A 22759-nucleotide genomic window follows, 5' to 3' on the forward strand; every position below is an offset into this window, starting at 1 on the left:
GCACGATGTCCGATCACGCCGGCCTCCCTCCCAACGCGCCTGAACCGACGGGCCTTGCCGGTCAGCTCGTGCGCCGCGTGCGCATGACGCTCGCCGAAAACATCACGCATCTCACCACGGGCAGCGGCCCGAAACTCGATTACTCGAATCCGCCCGGCGACCCGGGCCTCTTCGGCCCCGACGCCGTTTGCTGGAAAGTCCATGCCGATTTCGCCGCGATGATGGCGGGCGGCGTCAGCGCGCTGCTGCTGCAGGCGCTGCATCCGCTCGCGCTCGCCGGTGTGTGGGACCATTCGACCTTTCGCATCGACATCCTCGGGCGGCTGCGGCGCACCGCGACCTTCATCGCCGGCACGACTTACGGCAGCCGCGCCGACGCGCTGGCGCTGATCGAACGCGTCAAACGGATCCACCTCGCCGTGACGGGCACCGCACCCGATGGCCGTCCCTATCGCGCGAGCGATCCTGCGCTGCTGACCTGGGTGCACGTGGCCGAAGTTTCGAGTTTTATCGGCGCGTATTTGCGCTTCGTGAATCCCGCGCTGCCCGGTGAGATGCAGGATCAGTACTACGCCGAAGTCGCGCGCATTGCCGAACTGCTCGGCGCTGCGAAGGTGCCGCGCTCGCGCGCCGAAATCGCTGCGTATCTGCAATCGATGCAGCCCGAACTCGTCGCGAGCGACCGCACGGTCGAAGTGGTGCGCGTGCTCATGCAAGCGCCCGCGCCGCGCCCGGGGATGCGCCCCGCTAGCGCGCTGATCAGGAACGCAGGCATCGACCTGTTGCCGCCCTTTGCGCAGCAGATGCTCGGCTTCGACTCGTTCGCCTTCGCGCGCCGCGCCATGGTGCAGCCCGGCATGCTCGCCGTCGCGCCGGTCTTGCGCTGGGCACTCGTCAACGGCGTCTCGAAACGCGCGCGGCGGCGGGCCGCGGCGCAAGCCGCGAAATAAGCGCTACGGAATAAAAAACGGCCAACCCTGCGCAGGTTGGCCGTTTCACGTGCGGCGCGCCGAAGCGGCTGCGCGCGATCGCGTGCTTACATCTTCACCACGTCGAGCAGCGTTTTCTTGCCGCCCTTGTAGTTGTAGAGCGAGATCACGCCGTGCTTGAGGTCGCCCTTCGAATCGAAGGACGTCTCGCCAATCACACCCTTGTAGTCGGTGCCCGGGATCTGCGCGAGGATCTTCGCGTGGTCGATGGCGTTCGCGCGCTTCATCGCGTCGACGACGATGTACACCGCGTCATACGTGAACGGCGCATCGAATTCGATCGGGTGACCGAAGCGCTTTTGGTACTTCGCCGCGAACGCCGCGCCGCCGTTCATACGCTCGACCGCCATGCCGGCCTGCGAGCAGACGATATTGTCCGTCGCCGCGCCCGCGAGGTCCGCGAGGCTTTCCGTGCACACGCCGTCGCCCGACAGCACTTTCGCGCGCAGACCGAGCTGGCGGGCCTGCTTTGCGAACGGGCCGCCCGTGGCGTCCATGCCGCCGTACATGATGGCGTCGGGGTTCTCGCCCTTGATCTTCGTGAGGATCGCGCGGAAATCGACGGCCTTGTCGTTGGTCGCGTCGTGCGAGAGCACCTTCATGCCGAGCGACTTCGCCGTCTTCTCGAACTCGTTCGCGAGGCCCTGGCCATAGGCGGTCGAGTCGTCGACCACAGCCACGGTCTTCACGTTCAGGCTCTTCGCCGCGTAATCGGCGAGCGCAGGTCCTTGCTGGGCATCGGTCGCGACCACGCGGTACGTGGTCTTGAAGCCCTGCTGCGTGTACGAAGGATTGGTCGACGACGGCGAGATCTGCACGATCCCGGCGTCGCTGTAGATCTTCGATGCCGGGATCGATGCGCCCGAGTTCAAATGGCCGATCACCGCCACGACCTTGTCGTCTACCAGCTTCTGCGCGACCTGGGTGGCCTGGCGCGGGTCGGCGGCGTCGTCCTGGGCGTCGAGCGCGAGCGTGATCTTCTGGCCGTCGATCGTCAGGCCCTTGGCATTGATTTCCTCGATGGCGAGGCGCGCGCCGTTCTCGTTGTCCTTGCCGAGGTGGGCCGAACCGCCCGTGAGCGGACCGACGTGGCCGATCTTGACGACCTGGTCGGCCGACGCCGTGTTGCTGGCCGACAGCGCTGCGAGCGCCATGACCGCTGCGCTCACCGGCAGCAGCTTGTGAAGCTTGAACGTCATTGAACTTTCTCCTGCGTGTTTTCTTGGAATACCCGTACCTTCGGCACGCGGCCTCACGCTTGTCATGCGCGCGCGTCCCTCTTCAACGCAGGGCCGGGCCTGGAGCCCGGTGGCCAGCGCGCCCAAAGGTAGGGCAAATGTTAGCAGGACGCTTAACTTTGTGGTTGGGCTTTGGAAAGAAGCCGCAAGCAAGCGGAAAGGAAATCGATCGGGCCGTGGCGTTGGCGAGGCACAGGAGCGACGCTGGGAGGGGAAGACAGGAAGAACAGGACAGCGCGGCCAGGCCCCGCGCTGCCAAAAAAGCACGTTAGCGCCCCGCCTCGGGCGTGCGTTTGAAGCCGTCGTCAGCGCTGACGCCGCCCAGATGCACCACGTCGCCCCATGCGACGACGCGCGCCTGCGTCACGTACTCGCCGCGTTCGAAATCGACGACGTTCACGCTCGTGTTGAGGAGCGGCCACGCGCGCGGCGCGTCGAGTGCGAGGCCGTTCGCGAAGCGGTACACGCAGTCGAGCACGCCGCCGTGCGCGACACACGCAATACGGCCGCCCGGGTGCCTGGCCAGGATCGGCTCGAGCGCGTGCAGCACACGGTGGTAGAACTCGCGCTGCGACTCGCCTTCCGGCGGCGCAAAGCCTGGGTCACGCGTTTGCCAGTGCGCGTACTCGTCCGGAAAGCGCTCGGCGATTTCGTCGCTGTCGTGGCCCTGAAACGCGCCATAGTTGCGCTCGCGCAGCCCTTCGGTGAGTTGAATCGGCAGACCCAGGGCTTCGGCAATGGGCTGCGCCGTCTGTTGCGCGCGCAACAAATCGCTCGACCAGATTGCGTCGAGCCGAGCACCCGATTGCACTTCGTTCGCGAGACGGGCGCCGAGTTGTTGCGCCTGCGTGAGGCCGCTTTCCGCGAGCGGAATGTCAATATGGCCCTGGATGCGCTTGATGCGGTTCCAGTCCGTTTCGCCGTGGCGGATAAAGAGGATTTCCGTGTTCATAGTCAAAAGCGCATGGTTCAGTTGCGCACTTGCAGCCAGAACGTGACGGGGCCGTCGTTGACGAGCGACACCTGCATGTCGGCGCCGAACTCGCCCGTCTCGACGCTCGTATGCTTCTCGCGCGCGGCGGCGACGAAATAATCGAACAGACGCCGCCCCTCATCGGGCGGGGCGGCCGGCGTGAAGCTCGGGCGCAGACCGCTGTTCGTGTCTGCCGCCAGCGTGAACTGCGAGACGAGCAGCAGGCCGCCTGCGGTGCCGTTGCCGTCGATATTCTGCACGCTCAGGTTCATCTTGCCCGCCGCGTCGCTGAACACGCGGTAGCCGAGCAGCTTCGCGAGCAGCTTGTCGGCGTTCGCCTCGGTGTCGCCGCGCTCCGCGCAAACCAGCGCGAGCAGCCCCTGGCCGATCGCGCCGGTCACGCGCTCGCTGCCGCCGTCCGCCACGCGCACTTCGGCGCGGCGCACGCGCTGGATCAGCGCAATCATGCCGTGAGCGTCACGCGCGCAAAGCGGCGCTTGCCCACCTGCACGACGAACTCGCCCGCTTCGACCTTGAGGCCCTTGTCGGAGACGGTGGCGCCGTCGATCTTCACGCCACCCTGCTCGATGTTGCGCAGCGCTTCGCTCGTGGACGGCACGAGCCCCGCCTGCTTGAGCAACTGGCCGATGGCGAGGGGCGCGCCCGCGAGCGTGATCGACGGAATGTCGTCCGGCACGCCGCCCTTGGCGCGATGGTTGAAGTCTTCGAGCGCGCGCTCGGCGTCGGCCTGCGAGTGAAAGCGCGCGACGATTTCCTGCGCGAGCAGCACCTTGAAGTCGCGCGGGTTGCGGCCCGCTTCGATTTCGCGCTTGAACCCTTCGATTTCGTCCATCGGACGGAACGAGAGCAGCGTGAAGTAACGCCACATCAGCACGTCGGAAATGCTCATGAGCTTGCCGAACATGTCGTTGGGCTTCTCGCTGATGCCAATGTAGTTGTTCTTCGACTTCGACATCTTCTCGACGCCGTCGAGGCCTTCGAGCAGCGGCATCGTGAGAATGCACTGCTGCTCCTGGCCGTACTGCTTCTGCAGTTCGCGGCCAACGAGCAGGTTGAACTTCTGGTCCGTGCCGCCGAGCTCGAGGTCCGCATTGAGCGCGACCGAGTCGTAGCCCTGCATGAGCGGATACAGGAATTCGTGGATCGAAATGGGCACGCCGCTCTGGAAGCGCCTGGTGAAGTCCTCGCGCTCGAGAATACGCGCCACCGTGTAGCGCGATGCCAGCTTGATCATGCCGTCGGCGCCGAGCGGCATCGACCATTCGCTGTTGTAGCGAATTTCGGTCTTTTCGCGGTCGAGCACGAGCGCGGCCTGCTCGAAATACGTTTTCGCGTTCGATTCGATCTGCTCGCGTGTGAGCGGCGGGCGCGTGGCGTTGCGGCCCGACGGGTCGCCGATGAGCGAAGTGAAGTCGCCGATCAGGAAGATCACGTTGTGGCCGAGATCCTGCAGCTGGCGCATCTTGTTGAGCACGACCGTATGGCCGATGTGGATGTCGGGCGCGGTCGGGTCGAGGCCGAGCTTGATGCGCAGCGGCTTGCCGGTGGCCGCGCTGCGGGCGAGCTTCTGCTCGAATTCTTCTTCGATCAGCAGTTCGTCCACGCCGCGCTTCGTGACGGCGAGCGCGTGACGGACTTCGTCGGTGACCGGAAAGGCGTCTTTTGCGCCGGTGCTGGCGCCGTTGCTGGAGGTGGACTCGTTGCTCATGCTTCGATCGGTTCTGTCGTTAAGTCTGGGTCTAGGCCGCAATTTTACGTGATTCGACTCGCCGGGCCGAGGTTTGCGGTTTGTGCGCGCGAAGCCAGGCTGCACCGCCCTCGGACCGGGGAATTGGGTGCCAGACTCGCCCGCGCCGGTGCGTAGTCAGCCGTTCGGCTTACGCTCGAGAGGCATTACGCCGATAATTGCCTCGCAGGGCACTGAATTGCATTGATAAAGGAGCACAACGTGGCGCCACGCGACGCACGAAACGAGAGCGCACACGCCGCCGACGGCGTGTATTTCGGCCTGATGTCGGGCACGAGCATGGATGGCGTGGACGGCATTGCCGTGCGCTTCGAGGCGGGCCAGCGGCCAGTGGTACTGGCCGAGGCGTTCGTCGGCTTCGCACAGGGGCTGCGCGACGCACTCTTTTCGTTGCAGCAGCCCGGCGAGAACGAGATCGAACGCGAAGCGCTCGCCGGCAACGCGCTGGCTGCCCGCTATGCGGTGTGCTGCCACGAGTTGCTGCGCGGAAGCACCGTGCCTCCCGCCGAGGTGCGCGCGATCGGCGCGCACGGCCAGACCGTGCGGCATCGGCCGGAGAAAGGCTACACCGTGCAGATCCAGAACCCGGCGCTGCTTGCGGAACTCACGCATATCGACGTGATCGCCGACTTCCGCAGCCGCGACGTCGCCTCGGGCGGCCAGGGTGCACCGCTCGTGCCCGCGTTCCACGCGACGCTGTTCGGTTCGCAGGAAGAAACGCGCGTGGTCTGCAACCTCGGCGGCATCAGCAACATCACGGTGCTCTCGTCGACGGGCGCCGTGCGTGGCTTCGACTGCGGCCCGGCCAACGCTCTGCTCGACCTGTGGGCCGAACGGCACCTTGGCAAGCCCTACGACGAGAACGGCAAGTTCGCCGCGAGCGGCAATCTGCATCAGCCGCTTCTGAATGCCCTGCTGGACGAACCGTTCTTCGAACAGCAGCCGCCCAAGAGCACCGGTCGCGATCTTTTCAACGCCCAGTGGCTCGACGACAAGCTCAAGGGCTTCGAATCGCTCACACCCGCCGACGTGCAGGCCACGCTAGTCGCCCTGACCGCCGTGAGCGTGGCACGCGAGATCGAGCGTCACGCAAGCGATTGCCGTGCCGTGTATGTCTGCGGCGGCGGCGCGCGCAATGCCGCATTGATGGCCGCGCTGCAAAAGGCGCTTGAAACGGGCGGTGTGGCGGGCGTACCGGTCACGACCACCGAAGCGCTCGGCGTCCCGCCGCATCAGGTGGAGCCGCTCGCCTTCGCGTGGCTCGCCATGCGCTGCGTGGCACGCGAACCTGGCAATCTCGCGGCCGTAACCGGGGCTGCCGGCGAGCGCGTGCTGGGTGCGATTTATCCGCGCTAAGCAGGCGCGCACCAATAAGAAACGGGGCCGAAGCCCCGTTTCTTATTACAGCAAATCGATCAGACCGAGAACGACGAGCCGCAACCGCACGTGGTGGTCGCGTTCGGGTTCTTGATGACGAACTGCGCGCCGTTCAGATCGTCCTTGTAGTCGATCTCGGCGCCGACGAGGTACTGATAGCTCATCGAGTCGATCAGAAGCTGGACGCCGTTGCGGTTCATTACGGTGTCGTCTTCGTTGACCGTTTCGTCAAACGTGAATCCGTACTGGAAGCCCGAACAGCCGCCGCCCTGCACGAATACGCGCAGCTTCAGCTCCGGGTTGCCTTCCTCGTCGATCAGTTGCTTGACCTTGTCAGCCGCTGCTTCGGTGAAAACGAAGGGACCGGGCATTTCGGTCGCGGTAGTTTCGGTGACAGCGCTCATTCGAACTCTCCAAAAAAGCTTCTAGCCGCTATTGTAGGGCTCTTCCCGATATCGTGCTTAAGCCCACGAAATCAAGGGGTTTCTCCAGCTTGTCGCAGCTTGCGCGCCACACGTTCGGCGCGCCGACGAAAACGAAAAACAAACGAAAAAGCCGCCCGGCGCACGAAGCGCGGACGGCTTTTGCAGCTGCGCTGCACCCCGCGAGGGGCGCAGGCGCAAAGCGCCAATACGAAATTAACGCTTCGAGAACTGCTTGCGGCGACGTGCCTTGTGGAAACCGACCTTCTTACGTTCCACTTCACGTGCGTCACGGGTCACGAAGCCAGCTTGCGACAGTGCCGGCTTGAGCGTTGCGTCGTAGTCCATCAGCGCGCGCGTGATGCCGTGGCGAACTGCGCCGGCCTGGCCGGTTTCGCCGCCGCCCGTCACGTTCACCTTGATGTCGAACGTCGTGCCGTGGTTCGTGAGTTCCAGCGGTTGACGCACGATCATCAGCGACGTTTCGCGCGAGAAGTAGTCAGCGATGGGCTTGCCGTTGACGACGATTTCGCCCTTGCCCGACTTGATGAAGACACGAGCGACGGCGCTCTTGCGGCGGCCCGTACCGTAATTCCAGTTACCGATCATGTGGGCTCCCCTTAGATCTCGAGCGCCTTCGGCTGTTGCGCCGAATGCGGGTGCGTTGCGTCAGCGTAGACCTTCAGCTTCTTGATCATCGCGTAGCCGAGCGGGCCCTTCGGCAGCATGCCCTTGACGGCCTTCTCGAGCGCGCGGCCCGGGAAGCGTTCCTGCATCTTGCCGAACGTCGTTTCGTAGATACCGCCCGGGTAACCCGAGTGACGGTAGTACTTCTTGTCGGTGGTCTTGTTGCCCGTGACCTTCAGCTTGCCGGCGTTGATGATGATGATGAAATCACCAGTGTCGACGTGCGGGGTGAACTCAGGCTTGTGCTTGCCGCGAAGACGGCGTGCCACTTCGCTGGCGACACGGCCGAGAACCTTATCCGTCGCGTCAATCACGTACCATTCGCGCTGCACTTCATGTGCCTTGGCGGAAAAAGTCTTCATGATCGATCCAAAAAAAATGCTGTGCCCTGTTTTGGTCCTGCTTATATGGTGACGCTCGTTGACGTCGGCGCAGGCTCTCCCTGGTTCGAGTTTCCCCGTCTCCGCGCGGACATGGATGCGGAGAACCTACGATTATAAAGGGAAATTCAGTTGCGAGTCAAAAAATTGCTTGCGGCGCGTTACTGACGGGACAAGCCGAGGGCGGCAGACGAAAAAAAGCCCGAACGCGTTTGTTCGGGCTTAATCCACTCTTTTGAGGAGGGTGGAGGAGACATGCTGAGGTGTCGTGAAGCACGACAACCAATGAGATGAATTATACGGATGGGCCTTGTGCGGCGCAAGGACATTTGCATTGCGAAATCTAACACCACAATGTGAAATCCAATCGAAACGACGTACCGGAAGAGAATTTCTTAAAAATCAGTGGGTTGAAAATCCTGCCCGCGAAAAGCATCCAGGACAGCTAGAGCGAAACCCCTAATTGCGTCAGGGAAATCCGCCTTGTCGATAGGATGTCGCGACGCAACATTCAAGCAGGTGGCATAAGGCGCGCGCCGCCGTGCCCCCCGGACATACCAGTAAGGGGCGGGCTACAATGCCGTCTGAATCAAGAAACCGCGCAGGGGCATACGCATATGGAATGCAAAGTTAGCTGGATGGGTCAGGACGGCATGGCGTTCGCAGCCGAAACGGGCAGCGGCCATCTCGTCAACATGGACGGCGCACCGGAAGGCGGCGGCCACAACCTCGCGCCGCGGCCGATGGAAATGGTGCTGCTCGGCACGGGCGGTTGCACGGCCTACGACGTAGTGCTGATCCTCAAGAAGAGCCGCCAGGAAGTGAGCGGCTGCAGCGTGACGCTCAAGGCCGAGCGCGCGAGCGAAGACCCCAAGGTCTTCACGAAGATCCACTTCCACTTCACCGTGACCGGCAAGAACCTGAACCCGGCCACCGTGGAGCGCGCGATCAACCTCTCGCACGACAAGTACTGCTCGGCGTCGATCATGATCGGCAAGACCGCCGAGATCACGCATACGTTCGAGATCGTCGCGGCCTAAGGCCTGCGGCAAAAGAAAAAGCCGGCGCGTTTCTGCGAAGAAACGCGCCGGCTTTTTGCATGAATGAGGCTGCAAAGCAGGCCGATAAGCCGGATTCTGTGCACGCGCCGCGTCCGAAGACGCGCCGCGCGTGGCAGCCATTCCTCTAGGCGCGCCATTGCTGACGCGCTCAAGCTTCCTACCCGCAGACGGAATGGGGGCCCCATCCTGCATCCCGAAGATGCGCGCCTGCCTACTTGGAATTGCTCCGGGTGGAGGTTACCGTGCCGTCTACGTCACCGCAGACGCGGTGCGCTCTTACCGCACCGTTTCACCCTTACCTGATCCCGACCGAAATCGGGCCATCGGCGGTCTGTTCTCTGTTGCCCTGTTCCGCGTGTCGCCACGGATGGCCGTTAGCCATCACCCTGCCCTGTGGAGTCCGGACTTTCCTCGCCTCTTTGGCCGAAACCTCGGAGCCGCGACTGCCTGGCCTGCTTTGCGAGGCGCGATATTAGCACGGGCTGGCGCGCCGCGCCGGGGGCCGGATCGCTTGCCGCCTGCCTGGCATTTAGCGAGTCCGGCGGCCGGCGCGAAAGACTGTGGTGTCGTCGTAGAACGACGGGTGCTCGTTTTGCGCCCACCAGCCCGGAATGCCGAGCACCGGCAGCGGCGCAAAGCTGCGCCCATTGAGCGCTTCATGCGTGGCATCGGCGGCGAGCGAGACGCTCACTGTCTCGTCCAGATACGCGTCGCGTTGCGCGCGCGGCCACGTGAAATACGCTCGCGGCACCTCGACCACCCAGGCGTGCGCCGTGCACGCCGCATAAGGCGAGATCATCTTTTCGAGCAGCGCATGGCCGAATACGCGGACTTCGCAGCGCGCCGCGCCGATCGTCTCCCCGAAAACCGCTTCCCAGCCAGCGCGCTGCGCCACGAACAGCGTGCGCCAGTCGAAGCCGCGCAACGCCGCGACCAGCGGCGCATCCGATGAGGCAAAGAGCACCGCGTTCTCGTCGAACAGCGTGAGCGCGTCGCGCACGCCGCCGCGCGTGGGGCCCACGCCCAGCACGTCGATCGCCGCGGCCTGACGCGCGTTCAGCGTCGCCTTGATGCGCGGGAACGCGAACCAGGCGAGCGCGTTGAAGAAGTCGTGGAGGTTGTGACGCGTCGGCACGCAGCCTGTCGCCGCGATATGCGCCTCGTAGGCAGAGCCCTCGGGCAGGTCGTCCTGGGCGATGAAGCGCAGCGGCTGGCCGCGGCCCGTGCTTTGGGCGGCAGCCAGCGCATCGGCGTTCAGTTCGGCCAGATACGCCGCGTATCCCACCAGCGCGGCCTGCTGCCAGCGCCTGCCGCGCGCTTCGTGTTGCGCGAACCACGGGCGGGCCCAGTCGATGTCGGTGAAACTGCCCAGCGGCATGGTCCGGCGCGGTGCGTGTGCGGGCATCGGTGCGGGCGCATCGACTGCCTCGGTCGGGTCGACCGTTGCGCCCGCAGCCACACCGTGCCCTGTCTCGTTCAAGCGAGTTTCCAGCCGATCGTCTCGCCACCTCGCAGCGGCACGACGGGCGTACCGCCTGCCTCGACTTCGGCGGGCAGCGTCCAGCTTTCACGACGCAGCGCGACGGTTTCGGTCGCGCGCGGCAGGCCGTAGAAGTCCGCGCCGTAAAAGCTCGCGAAGCCCTCGAGCTTGTCGAGCGCGCCCGCATTGTCAAACGCTTCGGCGTACAACTCGAGCGCGTGCAGCGCCGTGTAGCAGCCCGCGCAGCCGCACGCGTGCTCTTTCAGGCCCTTCGGGTGCGGTGCGCTGTCGGTGCCGAGGAAGAAGCGATGATCGCCCGAGGTCGCCGCGTCCACGAGCGCCACGCGATGCGTCTCGCGCTTGAGCACGGGCAGGCAATAGTAATGCGGACGAATGCCGCCCTGGAAGATCGCGTTGCGGTTGTAGAGCAGATGATGCGCGGTGATCGTCGCGCCGAGTAGACCGGGCGCGGCATGATCGGCGCGGATGTAGTCGACGGCGTCCTTCGTCGTGATGTGCTCGAACACCACCTTGAGACCCGGAAAATCGCGGCGCGTCGGAATCATCACGCGGTCGATGAAGACCTTCTCGCGGTCGAACAGGTCGATGTCGGCGCTCGTCACTTCACCGTGCACGAGCAGCGGCATGCCCACTTCCTGCATGACTTCGAGCGTCTTCGCACACTTGCGGATGTCGGTCACGCCGGCGTCCGAATTCGTCGTCGCGCCCGCCGGGTACAGCTTCACGCCGTGCACGAAGCCGCTCGCCTTCGCGCGGCGGATTTCCTCGGGCGGCGTGTTGTCGGTGAGATAGAGCGTCATCAGCGGCTCGAACGTCGAGCCCGCCGGCAGCGCCGCGAGAATGCGCTCGCGGTAGGCGGCGGCCTGCTCGGTCGTCGTGACCGGCGGCTTGAGGTTCGGCATGATGATCGCGCGGCCGAACTGGCGCGCCGTATGCGGCAGCACGGCCGCGAGCATCGCGCCGTCGCGCACGTGCAGGTGCCAGTCGTCGGGGCGGGCGAGCGTGAGAGTCGAGGGGGAAGAGACGTTCATGGCAAGAGTCAGGCGCGGTAGTGAACCAACAGCGGTATGAATGAACGGCGGCAAGTTCGCTTGAAACACGCTCAGGCTGCCGGAAATTCCGGGCATATCACGGGGAAAAACGCGGCGACGATCGATGCCGATCCAACCTCTGCATTGCCCGCACCGTCGCGTACACACGACAATCCGCGCTGCATCGCCCCCGGCACGCGCCCTTCTATGCAGGCCTGCAATGCATCCGACAAATTTCGTATTGGCGACCCGCAGGCCGGTGATATGCTTGGAAAATCATCATTGTAACGGGTCGACGGCGGGTCCCGCCTACCACTGCAGCCGCCGCCTCAGCCGTCCCAGTCGCATTACGCACCATCAGCACCATGTGCCAACTTCTCGGAATGAATTGCGCCGCGCCGACGGACGTCACGTTCTCCTTCACAGGATTCGCGGCGCGCGGCGGCGCCACCGATCACCACGCCGACGGCTGGGGTATCGCGTTCTTCGAGGACAAGGCCTGCCGCCTCTTCATCGACAACGAGGCCTCGGCACGTTCGCCGATCGCCGAGATGGTCAAGCACTATCCCATCAAGTCGCGCAACACCATCGCCCACATCCGCAAGGCCACGCAGGGCAACTGCGCGCTCGAAAACAGTCATCCGTTCCAGCGCGAGCTGTGGGGCCGGCACTGGATCTTCGCGCACAACGGCGACCTTCAGGACTTCAATCCGGTGATGTCGGGCGTCTACCAGCCGGTTGGCACGACCGATAGCGAGCGCGCGTTCTGCCTGCTGCTACAAGGCTTGCGCAAGGCGTTCCCCGGTGCGCAGCCGCCGCTCGCCGAGCTGTTCGCCGCGCTGGAGTCGCTCACGCGCGAGGTCACGCAGTTCGGCGTCTTCAACTTCCTGATGTCGAACGGCCAGGCGCTGTTCGCGCATTGCTCGACGCATCTCTACTATCTCGTGCGACGCTGGCCGTTTTCGACGGCCCATCTCGTCGATGCCGATGTCTCCATCGACTTCGCCAAGTACACGACGCCCGAGGACCGCGTGGCCGTGATCGCCACCGCGCCGCTCACCGACAACGAGGTCTGGACGCGCTTCGCTCCCGGCGACCTGCTGATGTTCCAGCACGGCGACGTGATCGCCAGGACTAGCGTGCCGGTGCCGCAAAAGGTCCTCGACAAGCTCGCCAACCCGTCGCTCGACGCGTCGGCCAGCGCACCGTGCGCCGGGCAGCCGCGCGAGATCGACCCGGAAGCGGTGGACGCACTGCAGACCTGGGGCGAGTAAGCCGGGCCACGCCCAAAACAAAAAGCCGCGCATCATTCGAGCGCGGCTTTTTTTCGAAGCGTACGAAGCCTCAGTGCAGGATCTTCGCCAGAAAGTCCTTCGCACGATCCGATTTCGGGCTCGCAAAGAAGGCTTCCTTCTGGTCGTCCTCGACGATGGCGCCCTTGTCCATGAAGATCACGCGGTGCGCGACCTTCTTCGCAAAGCCCATTTCGTGCGTCACGCACATCATGGTCATGCCTTCCTGGGCCAGCTCCACCATCACGTCGAGCACCTCGTTGATCATCTCGGGGTCGAGCGCCGAAGTTGGCTCGTCGAACAGCATGGCGATGGGGTCCATCGACAGCGCGCGTGCAATCGCCACGCGCTGCTGCTGGCCGCCCGAGAGCTGACCCGGGAACTTGTCGGCATGGGCACGCAGGCCCACGCGGTCGAGCAGTTTCAGGCCCTTTTGCGTGGCCTCGTCCTTGCCGCGGCCGAGCACCTTGATCTGCGCGAGCGTGAGATTCTCGGTAATCGACAGATGCGGGAACAGCTCGAAGTGCTGAAACACCATGCCCACCTTCGAGCGCAGCTTCGAGAGGTTGGTGCGCTTGTCGCCCACCGACTCGCCGTTCACGAGAATCTCGCCCTGCTGGAACGGTTCGAGCCCGTTGACGGTCTTGATGAGCGTGGACTTGCCCGAGCCCGAGGGCCCGCACACCACCACCACCTCGCCCTTCTTCACTTCCGTCGTGCAGTCGGTCAGCACCTGGAACTGGCCGTACCACTTCGAAACGTTCTTAATTGAAATCATCTTGCGACCTTTTTCTGAAGACCTTTCACGAGGCTCGACGCGATCACGCAAATCACGAAATAACACGCGCCCGCGAACAGTACCATCTCGACCATCGTCCCGTCACGGTCGCCGATATTGGTGGATGTGCGGAAGAAGTCGGCGAGGCTGATCACGTACACGAGCGAGGTGTCCTGAAACAGCACGATGGCCTGCGTAAGCAACAGCGGCACCATCGCGCGGAACGCCTGCGGCAGCACTACGTATTGCATGGCCCGGCCGTAGCGCATGCCGAGCGCGAATGCAGCGTTCACCTGCCCGCGCGGCACCGCCTGAATGCCCGCACGAATGATCTCCGAATAATACGCGGCCTCGAACAGCGAGAACGCGATCATCGCGGACGCGAGGCGAATGTCGATGTCGGGCGACAGGCCCAGCACGTTTTGCAGCACCTGCGGCACGATCAGGAAGAACCACAGCAGGACCATCACGAGCGGGATCGAGCGGAAGACCGTGACGTAGCCCTTGGCGAACCATTCGAGCGGCTTCACGCTGGAAAGCCGCATGAGCGCGAGCAGCGTGCCCCAGAGAATGCCGACCACGATCGCGCACAGCGTGATCTTGAACGTGATGATCGCGCCCGTCCACAGCGTGGGCAGCGCGCCCGGAATGCCGCTCCAGTCGAAATGATGCATCACTTGCCTCCGATGTAGCCGGGCAGACGCGACTTCGCCTCGACCCAGCGCATGAGCGTCATGACGACGAGGTTGATGAGCACATAAGCGAGCGTGACGGCGATGAACGACTCATAGGTCTGCGCCGTGTAGTCGACGAGCTGACGCGCCTGGGCCGATAAATCGAGCAGGCCGATCGTCGAGGCGACCGCCGAGTTCTTGAAGATGTTGAGGAACTCCGAGGTGAGCGGCGGCACGATGATGCGGTACGCCACCGGCAGCAGCACATAGCGGTACGTCTGCCACTGCGTGAAGCCCATGGCGAGGCCGGCTGCGCGCTGGCCGCGCGGCAGCGCGTTGATGCCCGAGCGCACCTGTTCGCATACACGCGCCGCGGTAAAGAGGCCGAGACACACGACCGACGCCGAGAAGAACTGCACGCCCGGCGGCGATTGCTTGAACGCATTGCCTATCGATTGCGGCACGATTTCCGGCAGCACGAAGTACCAGATGAAGAACTGCGCGATAAGCGGAATATTGCGGAAGATCGCCACATAAACTGTGCCGACGCCCGCGAGAAACCTGTTCGGCACCGTGCGCAGCACGCCGAAGAACGACCCGACGATGAGCGCGATCACCCACGCGCACAGCGACACCGAGACCGTCACCCAGAGGCCGGAGAGGATCCAGCCGAGGTACGTGGTGGGTTCGCCCGTCGAGACCGGGCTGAGCAGAATGCCCCAGTTCCAGTGATAGGACATCAAGAGACTCCAAGAAAAAGAACGGAAGAAGCGGCGCTTCTTCCGTTCCGTGCTAAACGCTAAATGCGGGTCGAACGGCCGGGGCCGTGTTAATCGATCGCCTTGTCGTTCGGGTTCTTGAACAGCGCTTTCATGTCCTCGCTCATCGGGAAGTTCAGGTTGAGACCCTTCGGCGGGATCGGCGACTCGAACCACTTCTTGTAGATCGTTTCGCCTTCGCCCGAGGTCTGGACCTTGGCGATGGCGTCGTCGGCGACCTTCTTGAACTCGGGGTCGTTCTTGCGCATCATGCAGCCGTACGCTTCACGCGACTGCGGCTGGCCGACGATCACGAAGTCGCCCGGATTGTTCGACTTGGCGCGCTCGCCCGCGAGCAGCGCGTCGTCCATCATGAACGCCACTGCGCGGCCCGTGGAGAGCGTCATGAACGACTCGCCGTGGTCCTTCGCGCTGATGATGTTCATGCCCATGCTCTTGTCCTGGTTCATCTTGCGCAGCAGGCGCTCGGACGTCGTGCCCGCCGTCGTCACGACGGTCTTGCCCTTGAGGTCGGCGAAGTCCTTGACGCCCGAATCCTTCTTCGTCATGAGGCGCGTGCCGATCACGAAGATCGTGTTCGAGAACGCGGCCTGCTGCTGACGTTCGGCATTGTTCGTGGTCGAGCCGCATTCGATGTCCACCGTGCCGTTCTGCACGAGCGGAATACGGTTCTGCGACGTGATGGGCACCATCTTGACCTTCAGGTTAGGCATGTTCAGCTTCTGCTTGACGGCCTCGACGATCTTCATCGCGTAGTCTTGCGAGTAGCCGATCACATTCTGCTTGTCGTCGTAGTACGAAAAAGGAATGGACGACTCGCGGTGCCCCAGCGAGATGACGCCCGTGTCCTTGATCTTCTTGAGCGTGCCCGCGTCCTGCGCGAAAGCGCTGGTGGCGACGCAACCAAGGAGTGCGAGCAGTGCGGCGGTCTTTTTCATTTGCATTGTTTTCTCCGGTACAAGAACCGCCGCCAGTTTATCAAAGTAATTTTTTTGAAAGAATCAAGAGTGACCCTGGCGCAACGCCTGAATGTGCGAAAGCGGACGCCCCCTTGTGGAGGACGTCCGCCTTCTATGCGCCTTGATGTGCAGCGCAAAAACCTGTCACGGTGCAGTCACGGATTCGTCACTTCGCTGCGCGCCTTGCCTGGCGCCGCGTGCAGCGTCGCGACGCCTGCCGACCGGGTGCGATCAGGGATACAAACCGCGCATTTCGCGCGCCATCAGGATGCGCTTACATGCCACGATGAACGCCGCGGTACGCATCGAGACCTTCTGCTCGCTCGACACTTGCCACACGGCCGTGAAGGCTTCGCGCATCACGCGTTCGAGACGTTCGTTAATTTCGTGCTCGGTCCAGAAGAAGCTCGAGAAGTCCTGCACCCACTCGAAGTACGAAACGGTCACGCCGCCTGCGTTCGCCACCACGTCGGGGATCACGAGCACGCCCTTGTCGTGCAGGATGTCGTCGGCTGCCGTCGTGGTCGGGCCGTTCGCACCTTCCACGATGATCTTCGTGCGGATCTTGCCCGCGTTCTTCTCTGTGATCTGGTTTTCCAGCGCGGCCGGAATGAGGATGTCGGTTTCGACGGTCCAGAATTCGTCGTTCGCCATGACTTCAGCGCCTGAGAAGCCTGCCACGCCGCCCGTCTTGGCAACGTGCTCGAGCAGCGCTTCCGCGCTCATGCCGCTCGAGTTGTAGAGCGAGCCGGTATGGTCCTGCACTGCGACGATCTTCGAGCCGGCTTCCTGGAACAGGCGCGCGGCAATGCCGCCCACGTTGCCGAAGCCCTGCACGGCAATGCGTGCGCCGTCGATCGAAAGACCCGTGCGGCGCGCAGCCTCGCAGCCGACCACGAACACGCCGCGGCCCGTGGCTTCGCGACGGCCGAGCGAGCCGCCGAGCGAGATGGGCTTGCCCGTCACGACGCCCGTGGCCGTCTGGCCCTGGTTCATCGAGTAGGTGTCCATCATCCACGCCATGATCTGCTCGTTCGTGTTGACGTCCGGCGCAGGAATGTCGGTGTTCGGTCCGATGATGATGCCGATTTCGCTGGTGTAGCGACGCGTCACGCGCTCGAGCTCGCCACGCGACAGCGTGCGCGGATCGACGCGGATACCGCCCTTCGCGCCGCCGTACGGCACGTTCACTGCAGCGTTCTTCACCGACATCCACGCGGACAGCGCCATTACTTCGGAGAGCGTAACGTCCTGGTGATAACGCACGCCGCCCTTGCCGGGACCACGCGAAACGTTGTGCTGGACACGATAGCCTTCGAAGTGCGCAACGGTGCCGTTATCGAGTTCGATGGGGCAGTCGACGATCAGGATACGCTTCGGACGCTTGAGCGTTTCGAGCCAGCGCGAGAGCGAGCCGAGATACGGCGCCACGCGGTCGACCTGACGAAGATAGTTGCCCCAGGGGCCGAGATCGTCGGCGTGGAGATAGGAAGGAACCGACTGCAGTTGGGATGACATGAACGCTCCGATCGAACAAGTGGTGCCATTGTCAGAAAACGCCCACGTGAAATCCAATGCCGTTTGATCATCCCGTTATGCTTTTCGCGCATAACGTCCCCGAAGTCGAAAAAACGTGTCGCGCGGCTAGTGTTGCGGCCTTACAGACTGAAATAGCCTGACTGTTTGCGTGGCTGTTGTGTGTGCAGCTTGCGCTTCGTCAGCGCCTGCCCTGCGCAAGTTCCTCGCTGACCGCCTCCCACAGTTCGCGCACGAGCGCTTGGCGCGCATCGTCGCCCTGCGTCGCGAGCTTGTCGCGATAGAGCCGGATCTCCATGTCGAGCGTGAACTGGCCCTCCGGCACGCCGCGCGTGCCGCGGTCGAGGCGGATCAGTTCGCCCTGGGCCACGGCGTCTTCCACCGCGCTGTGCGGCAAGAAGGCGATGCCGTGACCCGCCAGCGTCATCGCCTTGAGGCCTTCCGCCATGTCCGTTTCGTACACGCGGTCCAGATAGAGCCGCGCCGGTGCGTTGGCAACGATCACCTCGGTCATGCGGCCGAGATACGCGTTCGGCGTATAGGAGAGATACGGTGCGGGCGCATCGGGCGTGCCGGGCAGCGTGTAACGCGCACGCCCCGCGCGCTGCGGCGCCGAGTACGGGCTGATCGACTCGATGCCGAGCGTCAGCGTGTCGTAGCGCGCGGGGTCGAGCGTGACGGGGTGGCTCGGGTGGTGATAGCCCATCACGAGGTCGCAGCCGCCTTCCACGAGTGACAGCACGGCGTCGTGCACGTTCAGCGCGCGCAGGCGCGTGTGGATGCGGCCGAGCTTCGCCTCGATGCGCTGCAGCCAGCGCGGAAAGTACGTGAGCGAAAGCGTGTGCGGTACCGCAAACTCGATCGTCGCCGCGGGCGTGGCCGTGTGGCCGCGCAACAGGGTGCGCGCCTCGTGAAACTGCGAAAGCATCGCGAGCGCCTGCTCGTAGAAGACCTGGCCCGCAGCCGTGAGGCGCGTTGGATAAACCGAACGATCGATCAGCTCGGTGCCAAGCCATGCTTCGAGCGCCTGGATGCGGCGCGAGAAAGCCGGCTGCGTCACGTGGCGCAGTTCGGCCGAGCGACTGAAACTATGCGTCTCCGCGAGCGAAACGAAGTCTTCGAGCCATTTGAGTTCCATGCGGGGCCAGCGAGCGGATGAGAAGTCCGCATTCTAGGCCCGCGAGCGCACGCCTGGGCGCCCACAGGCGAATTTCGCGCGGCGCGCCGGCCGGGCGCCTTAGCGGGAAGCCCCGGAAAGCGCGGCTTCCAGTTCGGCGACCACGCCGCGCCAGTCGCCGAGCGTGGACTGGCGAAACACGCGCGCCGACGGATACCAGACCGAATCGGCGCGATCCTTGCCCCAGCGCCAGTCGGGCTGCGCGGCGAGCAGCACCCAAACGGGCTTGCCGAGCGCGCCGGCGAGGTGCGCGACCGACGTATCTACCGTGACGACGAGATCGAGCGTCTCGATGAGCGCCGCCGTGGCCGCGAAGTCGTGCAGATCGTCGCCTGGCGCATCCATCGGCCAGCGACCCGCGATCGCCTCCAGTTGCGCGGCCGCAGGGCCTTTCTGGAGCGCGAACCAGGCGTTGCCGGTGAGCGCGGCCAGTGGCAGAAGCGACTTGAGCGGCACGGAACGGAAAGCGTCGAAATGATGGCGCGGGTTGCCCGCCCAGACGAGCCCGATACGGCGCTGCGCGGCGCCGGCCAGTGCGTTCACGCGGGCGCGCCAGGCGGCGGCCCGCACAGGATCGGCGCGCATGTATGGCGTGTCGGCGTAGATCGGCCGGCCGGGAAACCTCAGCGGCAGGCTCATTACGTCGCACCAGTAGTCGTATTGCGAGGCGATGGCGCCGTCGCTCGGCGCGGCGTCGAGCACGCGTGCGACGCCGGGCACCGTCGCCGCGAGCGATGCCAGTTCCGGCGCGACCCACGCGTGAACCCGCGCGCCCATCTGCGCCAGCAGGCTCGCATAGCGCAGGAACTGGATCTGATCGCCCATGCCCTGCTCGCGGCAGATCAGGAAACGCTTGCCTCGCAGCGGCTCGCCCTGCCATTCCGGGCACGGCAGCTTGCGGTAGTTGGCTCTCGCGGTCGAGGTGAGCTTGCGGTTCTCGAAGAGCGGCCAGCCGCCGGCGTAGTCTTCGCGCCGCAGCATCAGCATGCCGAGTTGAAAGCGCGATTCCGGCAAGTCGGGGTTCAGCGCCAGTGCGCGGCGATAGCCGATCTCCGCTTCGTCGTAGCGCGCCAGCGCGGTCAGCGCGAAGGCCAGATTGTTGATGATGCCCGCCCCATCGGGCTTGAGTTCCGCGGCACGCCGGTAAAGCGGAATTGCCGCTTCGTAGCGGTGCATCGCGTCGTAGGCATAGCCGAGTTCGAAGAGCGCGAGCGCGTTGTCGGGCTCGCGCGCGATCACGACCTCGAAGCAGGCGGCCGCGTCAGCGTGCTTCTCCATTGAGCGTAGCAGCCGGCCCATGTGGATTAACGTCTTCGGATCGCGGGGATCGAGCGCGGCGGCGGTGCGCAACTGCGCGAGTGCGGCGTCGTTTTCGCCGGTGGCCTCCAGCGCGCGCCCGAGATTGAACGCGAAGTGGGCGGATTGCGGCTCCAGCGAACGCGCATGCCGATAATGCTGCGCCGCGCCCGCGAGATCGCCGAGTTCCATCAGCGCATTGCCGAGATTGTTGTGCGCGTTCGCGAAACCGGGGGCGAGCGCCAGCGCCTTGCGCTGCAAGACGGCGGCGCCTGCATGGTCGCCAAGGCGGTGCGCGACCACGCCACGGTTGGCCAGATATTCGGCGCTGTCAGGCTTCTGCGCGAGCGCGCGATCCATCAGCGCGGCGGCTTCCCGCAGTTGGCCGCGGCCGAGCGCGATCACGCCCAGATAGTGCAGTGCGCCGGGATCTTCGGGGTGCGCAGCGAGCGCGGACTGATAGTAAGCGTGGGCGTCGTCGATCCGGCCCGCGCGGTGGCAAGCCAGGCCGGCTTCGACCAGGTCAGCGGCCTCGCCGGTAGCGAGAATGTGAGCATCGGGAGTCATGGCGGCAGGTATTTGATTAAGCGCAAACTTTTGACGTGAGCGCACTCTATATCCGTCTCAAAACGTGCCATCTCGTTAACACGCCGATACGACTGAACGCCTCGGGGTGCGTCCCAGGCCGGCGCTTTGCCGTTGCTGACAGCGTCGGCCTCGGCCACTGTCGGCAAGGTGATAAAATCTCGGGTTCCCGCGGTCTCGAATCCGACTGCAACCGACTGCCAACTGAGCGTAACGCGCCACGTTACGTCCCCATCATGTCCGACACTCGTCCCGATACCCTCTTCGCGCTCAACGCGCTCTCCCCGCTCGACGGCCGCTACGCCTCGAAAACCGAAGCGCTGCGCGACTGGCTCTCGGAAGCCGCGTTCATGCGCAACCGCGTGACCGTGGAAATCCACTGGCTGATCGCGCTCTCGCAAGCCGGTTTCGCAGAAGTGCCGCGCTTTTCGGCAGCCTCGGAGCAATTCCTGCTCAAGCTCGCCGAAAACTTCACGGCGCACGACGCCGCGCGCATCAAGGACATCGAGCGCGTGACGAACCACGACGTGAAGGCCGTTGAGTACTGGCTCAAGGAGTCGGTGAAGGGTCAGCCGGAACTGGAGCGCGCAAGCGAGTTCATCCACTTCGCCTGCACCTCGGAAGACATCAACAACACGTCGCACGGCCTGATGCTCGCGGGCGCACGCGAGCACGTGATCCTGCCGGCGCTGCGCTCGGTGCATCAGCGTCTCGTCGCGCTCGCGCACACGCACGCCGAGCAGCCGATGCTCTCGCGCACGCACGGCCAGCCGGCCAGTCCCACGACGCTCGGCAAGGAAATCGCCAACGTCGCGGCGCGTCTCGCGCGTGCGATCCAGCGCATCGAGAAGGTCGAACTGCTCGGCAAGATGAATGGCGCGGTCGGCAACTTCAACGCGCATCTCTCGGCGTATCCGGAATTCGACTGGGAAGCCTTCTCGAAGGAAGTCGTCGAGCAGCGCCTGAAGCTCACGTTCAACCCGTACACGATCCAGATCGAGCCGCACGACTACATGGCGGAACTGTTCGACGCCGTCGCGCGCGCGAACACGATCCTGCTCGACCTCGACCGCGACGTCTGGGGCTATATCTCGCTCGGCTACTTCAAGCAGAAGACGAAGGCCGGCGAAATCGGCTCGTCGACCATGCCGCACAAGGTCAACCCGATCGACTTCGAAAACTCGGAAGGCAACCTCGGCCTCGCGAACGCCACGCTGCGCCACCTCGCCGACAAGCTGCCCGTCTCCCGCTGGCAGCGCGACCTCACCGACTCGACGGTGCTGCGCAACATCGGCGTCGCATTCGGCTATTCGCTGCTCGCGTACGACGCGCTGATCCGCGGTCTGGACAAGCTCGAAGTGAACCCGCAGCGCCTGAACGACGACCTCGACGCCACGTGGGAAGTGCTGGCCGAGCCGGTGCAGACGGTCATGCGCCGCTACGGCATCGAGAACCCGTACGAGCAGTTGAAGGAACTCACGCGCGGCAAGGGCATTACGCGCGAAGCGCTGCAGACGTTCGTGAACGGTCTGGCGATTCCTGAGGACGCGAAGAAGCGTCTGCTGGAGATGACGCCTGCGTCGTACGTCGGCAAGGCGGCGGAACTGGCGAAGCGCATTTCGTAATCGCGACATCGCAAGGCCATAAAAAAAGCGCTCGATCGAATCGAGCGCTTTTTCGTTTACCGCCGCACGATCGCATGATCGTGCACAGCCGCGAGATCAGGATGCCTGATTGCCGCGCGTTTGCATCTGCTTCATCACCTCGTCGACGATCTGCTCGGGCGTGAGCTCGATGCTGACCTCGATCGCCTCGTCCGCGCCCGGCTCTTCGAGCGTGTCGAGCTGGCTTTGCAGCAGCGACGGGTCGAAGAAGTGTCCGGTACGCGAAGCGAGGCGCTCGTGCAGCACTTCGAACGAGCCCTTCAGGTAGACGAAGCACACGTCATGGTCGTTGCCGCGCAAGACGTCGCGATACGAGCGCTTGAGCGACGAGCAGGTGAACACGGCCGTTTCGTGGGCGCGCTGCTTCTCCTCGATCGCCGCACGAATCGTACGCAGCCACGGCCAGCGGTCGTCGTCGGTGAGGGGAATGCCGTCGTGCATCTTCTTCTTGTTGGCTTCGCTGTGGAAGGCGTCGCCGTCGGTGAAGGTGCACTTGAGGCGCTCGGCGAGCAATTCGCCGATGCGTGTCTTGCCTGCGCCCGACACGCCCATCGCTATCAAAATCATTTACTGCTCCTGTCGAACGGAGTGA

At 64.3% G+C, this 22759-nt stretch carries 23 protein-coding genes and 1 other RNA gene; 6 read left to right on the forward strand and 18 right to left on the reverse strand.

Annotated features, from left to right (window positions below; translation table 11 throughout):
* The first annotated feature begins 5 nt into the window (after positions 1–5).
* A complete protein-coding gene (locus AB3X98_RS11890) occupies positions 6–950 on the forward strand; it encodes an oxygenase MpaB family protein (RefSeq protein ID WP_368605671.1) in 945 nt (314 codons plus the stop codon).
* An 86-nt stretch (positions 951–1036) separates the two neighbouring features.
* On the opposite strand, the gene AB3X98_RS11895 is transcribed toward AB3X98_RS11890, so the two are convergent.
* The 4 genes from AB3X98_RS11895 to tyrS form a co-directional block, all read right to left on the reverse strand.
* Entirely contained in the window at positions 1037–2188 is a 1152-nt protein-coding gene (locus AB3X98_RS11895; RefSeq protein ID WP_368605672.1) for a branched-chain amino acid ABC transporter substrate-binding protein, read from the reverse strand.
* Between the two features lie 307 nt (positions 2189–2495).
* Positions 2496–3179, reverse strand: coding sequence for a histidine phosphatase family protein (locus AB3X98_RS11900; RefSeq protein WP_368605673.1), 684 nt, complete (start codon positions 3177–3179; stop codon positions 2496–2498).
* 17 nt (positions 3180–3196) lie between these two features.
* Positions 3197–3667 carry a D-aminoacyl-tRNA deacylase gene (gene dtd, locus AB3X98_RS11905; RefSeq protein ID WP_342947651.1) on the reverse strand — a complete coding sequence of 157 codons (471 nt, stop codon included), beginning with the start codon at positions 3665–3667 and terminating at the stop codon, positions 3197–3199.
* On the reverse strand, positions 3664–4929 hold the full coding sequence (gene tyrS, locus AB3X98_RS11910; protein ID WP_342947650.1) for a tyrosine--tRNA ligase: 1266 nt from the start codon (positions 4927–4929) through the stop codon (positions 3664–3666). The genes dtd and tyrS overlap by 4 nt, the downstream gene beginning before the upstream one ends.
* 240 nt (positions 4930–5169) lie before the next feature.
* Between tyrS and AB3X98_RS11915 the strand changes: the two genes are divergently transcribed.
* Positions 5170–6324 carry an anhydro-N-acetylmuramic acid kinase gene (locus AB3X98_RS11915; protein WP_368605674.1) on the forward strand — a complete coding sequence of 385 codons (1155 nt, stop codon included), beginning with the start codon at positions 5170–5172 and terminating at the stop codon, positions 6322–6324.
* Between the two features lie 59 nt (positions 6325–6383).
* Here the strand turns inward: AB3X98_RS11915 and erpA are convergent, their stop codons facing one another.
* From erpA to rplM, 3 genes are all read right to left on the reverse strand, one after another.
* The gene (erpA, locus tag AB3X98_RS11920; RefSeq protein ID WP_042262553.1) at positions 6384–6749 is read right to left on the reverse strand and encodes an iron-sulfur cluster insertion protein ErpA; all 366 of its coding nucleotides are present in this window, start codon (positions 6747–6749) and stop codon (positions 6384–6386) included.
* A 234-nt stretch (positions 6750–6983) separates the two neighbouring features.
* The gene (rpsI, locus tag AB3X98_RS11925; RefSeq protein ID WP_028209425.1) at positions 6984–7376 is read right to left on the reverse strand and encodes a 30S ribosomal protein S9; all 393 of its coding nucleotides are present in this window, start codon (positions 7374–7376) and stop codon (positions 6984–6986) included.
* A gap of 11 nt (positions 7377–7387) precedes the next feature.
* Positions 7388–7816 (reverse strand): 50S ribosomal protein L13, encoded by a 429-nt coding sequence (gene rplM, locus AB3X98_RS11930; protein WP_027795838.1) that lies wholly within the window; start codon positions 7814–7816, stop codon positions 7388–7390.
* A gap of 635 nt (positions 7817–8451) precedes the next feature.
* Between rplM and AB3X98_RS11935 the strand changes: the two genes are divergently transcribed.
* A complete protein-coding gene (locus AB3X98_RS11935) occupies positions 8452–8874 on the forward strand; it encodes an OsmC family protein (protein ID WP_027795839.1) in 423 nt (140 codons plus the stop codon).
* Between the two features lie 69 nt (positions 8875–8943).
* On the opposite strand, the gene rnpB is transcribed toward AB3X98_RS11935, so the two are convergent.
* The 3 genes from rnpB to pyrC all read right to left on the reverse strand — a co-directional run bounded on the left by rnpB (position 8944) and on the right by pyrC (position 11427).
* An RNA gene (rnpB, locus tag AB3X98_RS11940) (RNase P RNA component class A) lies at positions 8944–9354 on the reverse strand.
* Positions 9355–9424: 70 nt separating this feature from the next.
* Entirely contained in the window at positions 9425–10300 is an 876-nt protein-coding gene (locus AB3X98_RS11945) for a DUF3025 domain-containing protein (protein WP_368605701.1), read from the reverse strand.
* A 71-nt stretch (positions 10301–10371) separates the two neighbouring features.
* Positions 10372–11427 carry a dihydroorotase gene (pyrC, locus tag AB3X98_RS11950; protein ID WP_368605675.1) on the reverse strand — a complete coding sequence of 352 codons (1056 nt, stop codon included), beginning with the start codon at positions 11425–11427 and terminating at the stop codon, positions 10372–10374.
* Between the two features lie 60 nt (positions 11428–11487).
* Between pyrC and AB3X98_RS11955 the strand changes: the two genes are divergently transcribed.
* Both AB3X98_RS11955 and AB3X98_RS11960 read left to right on the forward strand, forming a co-directional pair.
* A complete protein-coding gene (locus AB3X98_RS11955) occupies positions 11488–11715 on the forward strand; it encodes a hypothetical protein (RefSeq protein WP_342947646.1) in 228 nt (75 codons plus the stop codon).
* Between the two features lie 77 nt (positions 11716–11792).
* Entirely contained in the window at positions 11793–12701 is a 909-nt protein-coding gene (locus tag AB3X98_RS11960) for a class II glutamine amidotransferase (RefSeq protein WP_069268439.1), read from the forward strand.
* A 70-nt stretch (positions 12702–12771) separates the two neighbouring features.
* On the opposite strand, the gene AB3X98_RS11965 is transcribed toward AB3X98_RS11960, so the two are convergent.
* The 7 genes from AB3X98_RS11965 to AB3X98_RS11995 all read right to left on the reverse strand — a co-directional run bounded on the left by AB3X98_RS11965 (position 12772) and on the right by AB3X98_RS11995 (position 20485).
* Entirely contained in the window at positions 12772–13497 is a 726-nt protein-coding gene (locus AB3X98_RS11965) for an amino acid ABC transporter ATP-binding protein (RefSeq protein WP_028209421.1), read from the reverse strand.
* Entirely contained in the window at positions 13494–14171 is a 678-nt protein-coding gene (gltK, locus tag AB3X98_RS11970) for a glutamate/aspartate ABC transporter permease GltK (RefSeq protein ID WP_069268438.1), read from the reverse strand. Before gltK ends, AB3X98_RS11965 begins: the two co-directional genes overlap by 4 nt.
* Entirely contained in the window at positions 14171–14911 is a 741-nt protein-coding gene (locus AB3X98_RS11975; protein WP_069268437.1) for an amino acid ABC transporter permease, read from the reverse strand. The genes gltK and AB3X98_RS11975 overlap by 1 nt, the downstream gene beginning before the upstream one ends.
* 89 nt (positions 14912–15000) lie before the next feature.
* Positions 15001–15894, reverse strand: coding sequence for a glutamate/aspartate ABC transporter substrate-binding protein (locus tag AB3X98_RS11980; protein WP_069268436.1), 894 nt, complete (start codon positions 15892–15894; stop codon positions 15001–15003).
* A 246-nt stretch (positions 15895–16140) separates the two neighbouring features.
* Positions 16141–17427, reverse strand: coding sequence for a Glu/Leu/Phe/Val dehydrogenase (locus AB3X98_RS11985; protein ID WP_324140937.1), 1287 nt, complete (start codon positions 17425–17427; stop codon positions 16141–16143).
* 199 nt (positions 17428–17626) lie between these two features.
* A complete protein-coding gene (locus AB3X98_RS11990; RefSeq protein ID WP_069268435.1) occupies positions 17627–18583 on the reverse strand; it encodes a LysR family transcriptional regulator in 957 nt (318 codons plus the stop codon).
* Positions 18584–18682: 99 nt separating this feature from the next.
* Positions 18683–20485, reverse strand: coding sequence for a tetratricopeptide repeat protein (locus tag AB3X98_RS11995; protein WP_368605677.1), 1803 nt, complete (start codon positions 20483–20485; stop codon positions 18683–18685).
* Positions 20486–20739: 254 nt separating this feature from the next.
* Here AB3X98_RS11995 and purB point away from each other — a divergent pair, with 254 nt between their 5' ends.
* On the forward strand, positions 20740–22128 hold the full coding sequence (purB, locus tag AB3X98_RS12000; protein WP_342947643.1) for an adenylosuccinate lyase: 1389 nt from the start codon (positions 20740–20742) through the stop codon (positions 22126–22128).
* Between the two features lie 96 nt (positions 22129–22224).
* On the opposite strand, the gene AB3X98_RS12005 is transcribed toward purB, so the two are convergent.
* Positions 22225–22734 (reverse strand): gluconokinase, encoded by a 510-nt coding sequence (locus tag AB3X98_RS12005; protein WP_069268432.1) that lies wholly within the window; start codon positions 22732–22734, stop codon positions 22225–22227.
* Positions 22735–22759 lie beyond the last annotated feature (25 nt).

The sequence above is a fragment of the Paraburkholderia sp. BR14312 genome (assembly GCF_040948675.1).
Taxonomy (GTDB): Bacteria; Pseudomonadota; Gammaproteobacteria; order Burkholderiales; family Burkholderiaceae; genus Paraburkholderia; species Paraburkholderia nodosa_A.